The sequence below is a fragment of the Microcystis sp. BLCC-F209 genome, assembly GCF_041928595.1.
Classification (GTDB): domain Bacteria; phylum Cyanobacteriota; class Cyanobacteriia; order Cyanobacteriales; family Microcystaceae; genus Microcystis.
The window spans coordinates 1-10,468 of record NZ_JBHFLL010000308.1; the positions used below are offsets into that span (position 1 = coordinate 1).

Sequence of the window (10,468 nt, forward strand, 5' to 3'; positions counted from 1 at the left end):
GCAGGTGGTGGCGGTGAGCAGGGTGGGGATCATGATGACACCGAACCAGCCGACATAAAGACGGTTGTTGGTGCTGGTGATCCACTGGCAGAACTGCTCCCACAGGGAAGCGCTCTCGCGCTGTTGTAGAGTGGTGGTCATGGTTGGATAATTTCTGTATGTATTAGGTTGTCAAGGTTCGTTGTTTGACATGAGTTAATACTATCGGCTTTTTATAGTTATGTAAAGGGGTTTTAAGAAATGTTTTTTTATCAATGTCATAACTTTTACTTATATAATTGATGTTCAGGTAAACTAGAAGCAGACAAATTCTGCAAAAATAAGCAATGATACCCGAAATTACCGCAAAACTATTGGAAGCGAAGAAGGAAAAAGGCCTGAGTTTCGCTGACCTAGAAGCCATTCTAGGACGAGATGAGGTGTGGATTGCCGCTGTTTTTTACCGGCAAGCGAGCGCCTCCCTAGAAGAAGCAACGAAAATTGTGGCAGCTTTGGGACTGGGAACCGAAATCATCCCATCCTTAACCGAGTATCCTGTCAAGGGATTGGGTCCTGTTGTCCCCACCGACCCCCTGATTTATCGTTTCTACGAGATCATGCAGGTGTATGGAATGCCACTAAAATCGGTGATTCATGAAAAATTCGGCGATGGCATTATGAGTGCGATCGATTTTACCCTCGACGTGGATAAGGAGGAAGACCCTAAAGGCGATCGCGTTAAAATTACTATGTCGGGTAAGTTTTTATCCTATAAGAAGTGGTGAGTCCGGCCAAAGTCAACGGTAAGGAATTTCTATTCCTTGCCGCTCTTGCTATTTTTCTTAACAAAACTTAACAATTGACGGCAAAATTTTGCTTGCTTTTTTTGGCAGATTTTGGGACAATATTTTTAAAAGAGTTTAGTAATAATGGAAATCTTAGCACTTGAACTTAAACACAAAAGTCCCATTGTAAGAAAATCATAACCCAAGCCGCCGCAAAAGTCAAGGTATCTCTCCTAATTATGCTGTGAAACTTCTAATTCCTTGAGCGGTGAGGGTTTGGGGAATTATGAATTATGAATTATGAATTGGGGAGTAGGGAAGTGGGGAAGTGAAGCATTTGGCTGAAATTTCCCCAAACCCCTAAATCCCTATCACCTCATCACCCTATCTCCCGACTCCTGCCTCCTGTCTCCTGAACTGATTAACCTAAATCTCGGTCTTTAGTGACAGTAATTTCCTTAGATAAGTGGCGATACCAAGTAAAATAGAGACCGATGGAAAGCAAAAGAAAAACCAAAGCCAAAATCTTCAAACTTTGCCACTGCTTGATGATTAAAACAATCCCCATCATAAACAGGACTAATTGCCAAGGAACGGTGAGAAAAGCGGCGATGATATCCCGTTGATTTTCCGCTTTAATTTTTGCCTGTAGATTAGGTTTAACGCTGTGACGGACTTCTCCCCAAAAGCCAAAAGGTCGGGTAACATTATAGAAATTTTCCATAACTAAACTATCGGTGGGAGGAGTTAACAAAGTAGCGATAATACAGCCAGCTAAAGCGAACAAACTCGGCACAAGAAAGAGAATATATTCCTGATATTGACTGTGACGGAAGAAAGGTAAAATTATCGCTTGTGAGGCAATAGCCGCAATCATTCCCGCTAAAGTTCCCACAGCAAAACCATAACCATTAAAGCGCCACCAATACCAACGTAATAGGAGAGGAACTGCTAATCCTACCCCTAATCCCGTGGTTAACCAACCCCAAATATCATTGACATTTTGGATATTAAAACTCAAAACTAAGCCAATTACTACCACAAAAACCGAGGCCAAACGACCTTGAAAAACTAACTCCTGTTCTCCCGCATTCGGTTTCAAAAAAGCTTGATAGATATCTTTGACCCAATAGGCAGCACTAGCGTTAATAACTGCGTTAAAAGTGGACATAGCCGCCGCTAAAAAAGCAGCAATTAATAACCCTTTCATCCCCACCGGAATGTATTGAGTAATGACCGTGGCCAGAATTCTTTCTGGATCTGTAATCGTGCCTTCGGTTAAACCGTAGTGAATGCCTAAAACAGCAAAAGCTGTGACTAGAGGCCAACGGAAAGAAAGCAGAACAATCCAGAATAAAGATAATAAACCGGCATCTCGATCGCTTTTGGCGGCTAGGTATCGTTGTAACATATAACCACCGCTGCCGCTGCAACCTTCGATGATGGTTTTAACTAAATAAAAGAAAATCACCCCACCAAACAAATTAAAGATGGCATAATCTCCGGGTAAATCCAAAGTCATCGAAGGAAAAATACTAGCCCAGTCGCTTAAATTCCAAGTTTTTGGCTCCGCTGCCCCCGGAATTGCTACCGTGAAACTATCGGGAAGATTAACGGTAAAAAAGGCCACTGCCGATACATAAATTACCGCCACAAAAATCAGAAACCCTTGAAATAAATCGGTAATTACCCCACCATAAAAACCACTGGCCACTGTATAAATCAAGGTTAAAAGAATTAATATCACCGAAGCAAGACGATCATCCATACCCAGAAACTGCCCTAAAAATTTCCCCCCCGCAACCGAGAAATAACTCATCGCACCGATAGAGAATAAGAGAGTGGCGACGGCGCTAATAATTCGGGCAAAATTCCCCTGTTTTCCAGTTCCAAAACGGAATTGCATCCATTCCGCCATGGTCATAACTTGGGCCCGGCGATTCCATTTGCCCATAAAAGCCATGAGAAAGGCCATAATTAGGACGACACCGCCGCGGATTTCGATAAATAATCCTTTGGGTCCGACGGCGTAAATTAGGGCAGAAATGACCATAGTTCCCGCTAAATCGGTGTTAGCTGCCATTCCCGACACCCCTAACATCCACCAAGGCAAATTGCGATTACCTAAAAAGTAGGATTCTAGACCTTGAGAAGCTTTTTTCTCGGCGATAATCCCGATTATTAGGGTTGCTGCCAGATAAAGCAGCACAATTACATAATCAATTAACTGCATAGTTGATATCAATTTAACTTTCGATCGTTATAGCATCAATTGACTACGATTTCTGGCTAACGGTTTCTTTTTCTAAGATTTGCACCCGTTGCTCTAGCTTTTTTAAATCTTCCTTTAGTTCAATTACTAAAGTGGCTAAACGCTGGAACAGTGGGTCACTTTCCCCGACTACTTCCCCATTTACTATACCCGTTCCCGATCGCCGTTGGGGAATCGGAGCGGCATTTTCCCCGCGGATGGATATTCCTCGGACCTGACTTTCAAGGCGCTCGACTCGATTGCGGAGACTAATTAACTCCGATCTTACCGCCGTATCCGATTGTGCTTTGCTGGCATTAACAAAACTCAGTATTAGCAAAAGGGAGATAATCAGCGTTAAAAAGCCATAAAAAGAGATTTTAGCTAATTTCATCGATTTTACCCCCTATCTATCTGACCCGACTTAATGTTAAGAAACGTGGCTAAATCTAAAGCTTGATTGCAATTCCGCCTCCGGGTGATTAGTGGCTCAAAAGAGGATGATAAGGTAAAAAGCACGATTTTGTCGAAATTTGGCCTTATCTCTATGTATAAAAACTCAGATAAAGATTTTCTCGGAGCGGCAATCACAGCCGGTTTAGGTGCAGGAATCGTCACTTCTTTTGCCGTCAATCAAGGACAAGACATCGGTACAGCTTTAGGAATTACCGCTTTAGCGGCTGTTTGCGGTGTCATCTGCCGTCATTTTGACCTAATGTGATGCAATCTTCCTCACACCTCCAATTCTGCCGAAAAATCCCGTTTTTTCTCGTATTGATAGGGACCGAGCAGAGCGCCCCAAATTCCCTTACCGGTGCTGGGATCTAGACCTTTATCGTAGGTTTTTAGGCTATGACTCGTCACCTCGAAACCCAAAGACACCTGATAGGTTGTCCCCTCATAGGTAAATTGACAGCGCTGTTCCGGTTGCGATTGGGCGATAAACTGGTATTGATTATCAGCGAGAGTATGGACTTTGACCGCTAAAGTGCAAGTAGGCAGGAAAGTTAGGTCTTCTAAGCTAATTTTTCGCAAAATATCGGGATTTTTGCCCGCACCTTGCACGGATTTCAGGTCATTAAACATATAATGCCTAACCTCTAACCCTGCCGATTCCGAGCGCGTTAATCGCCACAGTCGCGGTCGGTAGGGTTGGTCTAAATTGATGATACTGGCCTGTTCGGCAAAAAGCGCGATGCTGTCTTCCCGAAATAAAGGCAACGGACGCAACCATAAACGCAGGTGAACGTACCATACCGGTTCCGCTTGCGCTTGCCGTTGATTTTCAAATTCACCCGCGAGATACCGACCGAAAGTGATTAATTCAGGGGTCATAGGTCAAAAAATTCTCCGTATTGCCTCAAAATTAATCATAACACCCAGAGAAATAACTTTTTTAACAAAAATGACCTTCAGTCTACTGGAACCCGCTTAAACTGGTTTATTTCTCCTTGATTGTAGCAATATTCCCAGCCAGCACTTGAGGTCAAATTTACCGTTAAAAATCGTCCTATAATAATTCAAGGCTAGAAACTGGCAATTATTACTGTTAAAGTTGAGAATCGGCGGGCGATATGTTAAACAGACGTTCTTTTTTGCAAGGATTAGGTACAATCGCCTTAGCGGGGGGTTTAAATGGCTGCGCTTCTGGAAGCGGCGAGCCGAGCATTGTTCTCCTGTCCGGTTCGATTCCGCCGCGATTACTAACAGATTTTCAGAAAACTATTGCCGAAAAAAAAGTCAATTTTCAGTCGGAAAGGCAGCTGAAAGAGCTATTAAAATTGTTGGAAAAATGGTTAAAAAATCAGGAACAACCAGCCTCACAATTTCCGATTCCTATCCCTTTTAGGGAACAAAACCCAGCTATCGGTAATTTAGTTACTTTAGGGGATGCTTGGCTAGGAAAAGCGATTACTAACGGTTTAATTCAACCCCTAGATACTTCTCAACTTTCTAATTGGTCAAAACTGCCCCCCCGTTGGCAAGAAAACATGACTCGCAATGCTCAAGGACAACCGCAAACAGAGGGTAAAGTCTGGGGTGCGCCCTACCGTTGGGGAATGACAGTAATTGCCTATAATGAGGAAAAATTCGCTCAATTTGACTGGCGGCCACAGGATTGGTCCGATCTATGGCGACCGGAATTAACCGGTAAAATTGCCCTAATTGATAATCGTCGCGAAGTCATCGGTTTAACCCTAAAAAAATTGGGTTATTCTTATAATTCCGGTGATTTAAAACAAGTTACGGGACTAAAAGACGAGCTATTCGCTTTACAAAAACAGGTAAAATTTTATAGTTCTCAATATTATTTACAACCCCTGATACTCGGTGATATCTGGCTATCTGTGGGTTGGTCTAATGATATTTTACCAGTGAGCGATCGCTATAAGAAAATTAAAGTTGTAGTCCCCAAATCCGGTACTTCTCTCTGGTCAGATGTGTGGGTAAAACCAGTTTTAACTACTCCTAATTCTCTTGTCCAGCAATGGATTGATTTTTGTTGGCAACCAGAATCCGCCACTAAAATTTCTTTATTTACCTCCGGATTATCACCCCTAATTCTCACTGAAAATCCCGACCAAATTTCCCCAGATATTAGAAATAATCCTTTACTTGTCAATCCGGAAGCGATCAAAAAAAGCGATTTTCTAAACCCTTTATCGCCAGCAACTGAGCAAGAATACGAGCAATTGTGGCAAGCAATGCGACAGTTAGTATAGTCATACTAACTTCGTTGAGTACAGGCTACTTATGAGGATAGGCAACAGGCAAAAGGCAACAGGAGGAATAAATAATCAGTCTTTAATAACTGGATTTGGTATCAGGAGATACTAGAAAAATTCTGTGAGAATATTGAGGTTAAAAATACATTTACCTAACTGATAACTGATAACTGATAACTGATAACTGATTAAGCGGTTTGACTTTGGGTTTTTTGAGCGAGAAAAGTAAGGATAGAAGCTTTCTCAATTAATCCCAAAACCGTGCCGTTTTCTTCTACCACTGTCACTTGAGATAAATTTTCGCCTTCCAAAATTTTCACCACATCTAGGAGGGAAGTATGAGACAAAACCAGTTTAAGACTTTCGCTAGTTTGTAATAACTGGCCGATATTTACCTCTGTCCATTGGGAAGTGGGAATCGTTTTTAGAGCCTCTACATTAATCACCCCCAATAGTTTACCTTCGCTATCGGTAACTAGGAATTTAGACCATTGTTGTTTACCGATAACATAATTATTAGCAAACTCGCGCAGGGTTAAATTAATCGGAACTACAGGACTATTAGGAGAGATAACATCTTTAGCGGTGTAGCGACTTAGGAAATCTTGAACCTTAGCTGATTGAGCGGAAAAGCCAGCGTTTTGTAGGAGGAAAATGCCAATTAATAGCGTCCAAAAACTGCCAAATTGACTGATTCCGAGAATTGATAGCGCACCGATGACAATCGCTAACCAACCAAAAAATTGACCGAAACGACTAGCGAATAAAACCCCTTTATTGGGATTACCCGTTACTTGCCAAACGATGGCTTTAAGGATATTACCACCATCTAAAGGTAAACCGGGGATCAGGTTAAATAACCCCAGGGCGAGGTTGATATAGGCAAGCAGAGAAAGAATCGCCGCCATGGGCGCATTTAAGCTAATATTGGAACCAATAATTAGGAAGATACCGAAGAGCAGTAAACTAACTAAAGGGCCAGCAATTGCTACTAGAAAAGCTTCTAGAGGAGTTTTCGATTCTCTGCCGAGAGTTGCCAAACCACCGAATAAAAAGAGGGTAATTGATTTGACTTCAATACCTTGGGCGATAGCAACAAAACTATGACCTAATTCGTGGGCAACCACGGAGGCAAATAGAAGAATAGCGGCCAAAAATCCTAAGAGCCAGGGCAGGATTCCCGTTAACTGGGGAAACTGACTTAATTCTCCCCCATAGGTTAAGGTAATTAACCCCAGAACAAAGAACCAAGAAGGATTAATATAAAAGGGAATTCCAAAGAGATTCCCGACTCTAATGTTGCCATTCATTTTGTATCTTCTCCAATTATTGGGGACTAACGCCAAGAAGATTAGGTTATCAATTACGCCATTCACTTCTGTTAACAATTGTAACAAAACTGCAAATCTCTCCGGCATTCCTTCAGGGAGTAAAAACCGTCATTGCTGTGGTTCGGTTATTTTCGTAGGAGAACTAAATTAATGATTAATTATTTACGCGGACAAGCGATCGAGGTGATCAAAACCCCGAATAACCGACTGATCTTGATTTTAGACGTAAACCAGATCGGTTACGAAATCCAAATTCCCTCGCGATTAGCCCTAGACATGGGCAAGGATAACAGTGATAATTGTCAGATTTTCACTCACCTACTCCTTCGCGAGGACCAGCCCTTATTATACGGTTTTGGCACCGCCCCAGAGCGAGATCTGTTTCGTCAACTGCTTTCCGTCAATGGAGTTGGGGCGCAATTAGCCCTAGCTTTAATTGATACCTTGGGGATTGAGGAACTTGTGGTGGCGATAGTGACAGGAAATACCAAAATTTTGAGCAAAACCCCCGGAGTCGGCTTAAAAACAGCAGAAAGAATCGCTTTAGAGTTAAAAACTAAATTGGCGGCATGGCGACAGCTAAAAGAAGCGACGACGACAACCACGGCAATGTTACCGGCAGCGGACATCCTCGAAGATGTGCAGATGACCCTTTTAGCTTTAGGATACAGCCAAGACGAGATTGATCGAGCCATAGCAGTACTTGGTCAAGATGCTTTATTTAGTAAAAATACTCAGCCAGAAGACTGGATTAAAGGGGCAATTAATTGGCTAGGGTAAACCAGTACATAGGAGTCAGGAGATAGGAGACAGGAGACTGTTTTATTTATTCTCCCTGCTCCCTGCTCCCCGCTCCCTTCTCCCCAATTCATAATTCATAATTCATAATTCCCCCCCCCGCAACGCGCACGAAGTGGTCTCCCCACACCCCACTTCCCCACTTCCTCACTCCCTTGTGAGGGCAAATGTTAAAAAGTATTAAGAAAATAGTGAGAAGGTGAACCAGATGCCGCAAAATAGTTGCGTTAGGTCGCTCTAGCTAGGGAAGTCTTGAGACGCTGAGGCGGAAACGAGATAACTTAAGCGTAGTGACCACAACTGCTATAAAATGTCAGATTAAGTTTATTAATCTCACTTAGTTGGGAGGAATCCATCAATGAGTATCGTCACGAAATCGATCGTGAATGCTGATGCTGAAGCTCGTTACCTCAGCCCCGGCGAACTAGACAGAATTAAAGCCTTCGTTGGCAGTGGTGCCGCTCGTTTACGCATCGCTGAAACCCTGACCGGCGCTCGCGAAACCATCGTCAAACAAGCTGGCGATCGCTTATTCCAAAAACGTCCTGACATCGTTTCCCCCGGTGGCAACGCTTACGGCGAAGAAATGACCGCTACCTGTCTGCGTGACATGGACTACTACCTACGTTTAATCACCTACGGAGTAGTTGCTGGTGATGTCACCCCGATTGAAGAAATCGGTTTGGTCGGTGTGCGTGAAATGTACAAATCTTTAGGAACCGACATCGGTGCCGTAGCTCAAAGCGTTCGCGAAATGAAAGAAGTTGCTACTGGTCTTATGTCTTCTGACGATGCTTCTGAAGCTTCTTCCTACTTCGATTACGTGATCGGCTCTATGTCGTAGAATAATTCCTTTGTGAATTGTTCTAGACACACCCCCCGTAAACCTCTTAAGATTAAGCAAAACCCAAGGAAGAACCACCATGCAAGACGCAATTACTTCTGTTATCAACTCTGCTGACGTTCAAGGCAAATACCTTGACGCTTCTGCTCTCGGCAAACTGAAAGGCTACTTCGCCACCGGTGAACTGCGCGTGCGCGCCGCTAGTGTCATTAGCGCCAACGCTGCCGGTATCGTTAAAGAAGCTGTGGCTAAGTCCCTGTTATACTCTGACGTAACCCGTCCCGGTGGTAATATGTACACCACCCGCCGTTACGCCGCTTGTATCCGTGACCTCGACTACTATCTCCGTTATGCTACCTACGCTATGTTAGCTGGAGATCCTTCTATTCTCGACGAGCGCGTTCTCAACGGCCTGAAAGAAACCTACAACTCTTTAGGTGTACCCATCTCCTCCACCGTTCAAGCTATCCAAGCGATGAAAGAAGTCACCGCTAGTTTAGTTGGTGCTGATGCGGGTAAAGAAATGGGGATTTACTTCGACTACATTAGCTCTGGCTTAAGCTAGAAGTAACGAACTCGGACGAAATAGGGTTCGGGAAGCCGAGGATGAGTGCTAGGTCTTTAAAGGCTGAATCTGTCCAAGATAGGTTTTGACGAGCTAGTATTGATCCTTGACTCCCGACCTTTGTTATTTTAGAAAAAGCCTTCGTTAGTTTGAGCGACAAGTTTTTCAGCGATTAGGAGAAATCAATCCATGCGGATGTTCAAAATCACCGCTTGTGTTCCTAGCCAAAGCCGCATTCGGACACAACGGGAATTACAAAATACCTATTTTACCAAACTCGTTCCCTACGATAATTGGTTTCGTGAGCAACAACGCATCATGAAAATGGGCGGCAAAATTGTCAAAGTGCAGTTAGCTACTGGCAAACCGGGGACTAATACAGGTTTACTGTAATTGGCTGCCACTAGAACTTAAAAAAAGAGGTCTTTCCAGACCTCTTTTTGCTTTAGGGATTTTTTTCAAACTGCAAAGCGGCAGAGTTGAGACAATAGCGTTTTCCCGTCGGGGGTGGACCATCATTAAAAACGTGACCGAGATGAGCATCACAGGCGGCACAAACAATCTCTGTCCGCACCATGAAAAAACTAACATCTCGTTCGTACTTAATATTAGCTTCGTTAGCAGCAGTCCAGAAACTCGGCCAACCAGTACCCGAATCATACTTGCTGTCAGAAGCAAATAACTCCGTACCACAGCAGACACATTTGTAAATACCTTTTTCTTTATTATCGTGATATTTACCAGTAAAAGCCCGTTCTGTTCCCTTTTTGCGGGTAACTTGGAACTGTTCGGGAGTTAGCTGGGCCTGCCATTCCGCCTCGGTTTTACGAACTTTTTCTACCATAGTCAGGACAACCGCCATTATGATTAAATTTCCCTTTTTAGTCTAACCTGAGTTCGAGATCTAGGTTTTTTTCATAAACATGAAGTATGACCTGATTTAACATCGGCCCCTGACGACGTACTCCCCAAAAGGAAAACTTGGTCAGAAAACCCTATAAACTTAGCATAACCTCAGCTTATCAATGGCATAAGTAACAATATCGTTAAACCCCTTTACAAACCGATACAAACTCTCTAAGATAGAGACATCATCAATCGTACCTCGATAACTTAATAGGAATCATAAACCAATGACCACCACCTTACAACAGCGCGAGAGCGCTTCCCTGTGGGAGCAGTTCTGCCA

At 43.3% G+C, this 10,468-nt stretch carries 12 protein-coding genes and 1 pseudogene; 7 read left to right on the top strand and 6 right to left on the bottom strand.

The window, feature by feature from the left end:
* Positions 1 to 141: pseudogene (locus tag ACE1AQ_RS20440) on the bottom strand (photosystem II q(b) protein); the annotation flags it as partial.
* Between the two features lie 185 nt (positions 142 to 326).
* Here ACE1AQ_RS20440 and cynS point away from each other — a divergent pair.
* A complete protein-coding gene (gene cynS / locus ACE1AQ_RS20445; RefSeq protein ID WP_110546032.1) occupies positions 327 to 764 on the top strand; it encodes a cyanase in 438 nt (145 codons plus the stop codon).
* Between the two features lie 421 nt (positions 765 to 1,185).
* On the opposite strand, the gene ACE1AQ_RS20450 is transcribed toward cynS, so the two are convergent.
* The gene (locus ACE1AQ_RS20450) at positions 1,186 to 2,997 is read right to left on the bottom strand and encodes a sodium:solute symporter family protein (RefSeq protein WP_110546033.1); all 1,812 of its coding nucleotides are present in this window, start codon (positions 2,995 to 2,997) and stop codon (positions 1,186 to 1,188) included.
* A 43-nt stretch (positions 2,998 to 3,040) separates the two neighbouring features.
* Positions 3,041 to 3,409 (bottom strand): hypothetical protein, encoded by a 369-nt coding sequence (locus ACE1AQ_RS20455; protein ID WP_002803572.1) that lies wholly within the window; start codon positions 3,407 to 3,409, stop codon positions 3,041 to 3,043.
* Positions 3,410 to 3,562: 153 nt separating this feature from the next.
* On the opposite strand from ACE1AQ_RS20455, the gene ACE1AQ_RS20460 reads away from it, so the two are divergent.
* The gene (locus ACE1AQ_RS20460) at positions 3,563 to 3,736 is read left to right on the top strand and encodes a hypothetical protein (RefSeq protein WP_002739017.1); all 174 of its coding nucleotides are present in this window, start codon (positions 3,563 to 3,565) and stop codon (positions 3,734 to 3,736) included.
* A gap of 11 nt (positions 3,737 to 3,747) precedes the next feature.
* Here the strand turns inward: ACE1AQ_RS20460 and ACE1AQ_RS20465 are convergent, their stop codons facing one another.
* Positions 3,748 to 4,350, bottom strand: coding sequence for a chromophore lyase CpcT/CpeT (locus tag ACE1AQ_RS20465; protein ID WP_106909816.1), 603 nt, complete (start codon positions 4,348 to 4,350; stop codon positions 3,748 to 3,750).
* Positions 4,351 to 4,589: 239 nt separating this feature from the next.
* On the opposite strand from ACE1AQ_RS20465, the gene ACE1AQ_RS20470 reads away from it, so the two are divergent.
* Positions 4,590 to 5,738, top strand: coding sequence for a substrate-binding domain-containing protein (locus ACE1AQ_RS20470; RefSeq protein ID WP_110546034.1), 1,149 nt, complete (start codon positions 4,590 to 4,592; stop codon positions 5,736 to 5,738).
* Positions 5,739 to 5,929: 191 nt separating this feature from the next.
* Here ACE1AQ_RS20470 and ACE1AQ_RS20475 read toward each other — a convergent pair whose 3' ends face one another.
* Positions 5,930 to 7,159, bottom strand: a complete 1,230-nt coding sequence (locus ACE1AQ_RS20475; protein ID WP_008199773.1) for a site-2 protease family protein — start codon at positions 7,157 to 7,159, stop codon at positions 5,930 to 5,932.
* Positions 7,160 to 7,222: 63 nt separating this feature from the next.
* Between ACE1AQ_RS20475 and ruvA the strand changes: the two genes are divergently transcribed.
* The 4 genes from ruvA to ACE1AQ_RS20495 all read left to right on the top strand — a co-directional run bounded on the left by ruvA (position 7,223) and on the right by ACE1AQ_RS20495 (position 9,672).
* A complete protein-coding gene (gene ruvA, locus ACE1AQ_RS20480; protein WP_008199771.1) occupies positions 7,223 to 7,852 on the top strand; it encodes a Holliday junction branch migration protein RuvA in 630 nt (209 codons plus the stop codon).
* 376 nt (positions 7,853 to 8,228) lie between these two features.
* Positions 8,229 to 8,714, top strand: coding sequence for an allophycocyanin subunit alpha (locus ACE1AQ_RS20485; RefSeq protein ID WP_002739012.1), 486 nt, complete (start codon positions 8,229 to 8,231; stop codon positions 8,712 to 8,714).
* Positions 8,715 to 8,793: 79 nt separating this feature from the next.
* Positions 8,794 to 9,279, top strand: a complete 486-nt coding sequence (apcB, locus tag ACE1AQ_RS20490) for an allophycocyanin subunit beta (RefSeq protein WP_002738786.1) — start codon at positions 8,794 to 8,796, stop codon at positions 9,277 to 9,279.
* Between the two features lie 189 nt (positions 9,280 to 9,468).
* Positions 9,469 to 9,672, top strand: coding sequence for a phycobilisome linker polypeptide (locus ACE1AQ_RS20495; RefSeq protein ID WP_002739162.1), 204 nt, complete (start codon positions 9,469 to 9,471; stop codon positions 9,670 to 9,672).
* Positions 9,673 to 9,724: 52 nt separating this feature from the next.
* On the opposite strand, the gene msrB is transcribed toward ACE1AQ_RS20495, so the two are convergent.
* A complete protein-coding gene (msrB, locus tag ACE1AQ_RS20500) occupies positions 9,725 to 10,141 on the bottom strand; it encodes a peptide-methionine (R)-S-oxide reductase MsrB (protein WP_008199763.1) in 417 nt (138 codons plus the stop codon).
* Positions 10,142 to 10,468: the final 327 nt, after the last annotated feature.

Excerpts from the sequence above, each read along its gene's own strand:
- ruvA (WP_008199771.1), top strand. The coding sequence starts at position 7,223 with ATGATTAATTATTTACGCGGACAAGCGATCGAGGTGATCAAAACCCCG.
- ACE1AQ_RS20455 (WP_002803572.1), bottom strand. The coding sequence starts at position 3,409 with ATGAAATTAGCTAAAATCTCTTTTTATGGCTTTTTAACGCTGATTATC.
- ACE1AQ_RS20465 (WP_106909816.1), bottom strand. The coding sequence starts at position 4,350 with ATGACCCCTGAATTAATCACTTTCGGTCGGTATCTCGCGGGTGAATTT.
- ACE1AQ_RS20460 (WP_002739017.1), top strand. The coding sequence starts at position 3,563 with ATGTATAAAAACTCAGATAAAGATTTTCTCGGAGCGGCAATCACAGCC.
- msrB (WP_008199763.1), bottom strand. The coding sequence starts at position 10,141 with ATGGCGGTTGTCCTGACTATGGTAGAAAAAGTTCGTAAAACCGAGGCG.
- apcB (WP_002738786.1), top strand. The coding sequence starts at position 8,794 with ATGCAAGACGCAATTACTTCTGTTATCAACTCTGCTGACGTTCAAGGC.
- ACE1AQ_RS20495 (WP_002739162.1), top strand. The coding sequence starts at position 9,469 with ATGCGGATGTTCAAAATCACCGCTTGTGTTCCTAGCCAAAGCCGCATT.
- ACE1AQ_RS20450 (WP_110546033.1), bottom strand. The coding sequence starts at position 2,997 with ATGCAGTTAATTGATTATGTAATTGTGCTGCTTTATCTGGCAGCAACC.
- ACE1AQ_RS20485 (WP_002739012.1), top strand. The coding sequence starts at position 8,229 with ATGAGTATCGTCACGAAATCGATCGTGAATGCTGATGCTGAAGCTCGT.
- cynS (WP_110546032.1), top strand. The coding sequence starts at position 327 with ATGATACCCGAAATTACCGCAAAACTATTGGAAGCGAAGAAGGAAAAA.
- ACE1AQ_RS20475 (WP_008199773.1), bottom strand. The coding sequence starts at position 7,159 with ATGCCGGAGAGATTTGCAGTTTTGTTACAATTGTTAACAGAAGTGAAT.
- ACE1AQ_RS20470 (WP_110546034.1), top strand. The coding sequence starts at position 4,590 with ATGTTAAACAGACGTTCTTTTTTGCAAGGATTAGGTACAATCGCCTTA.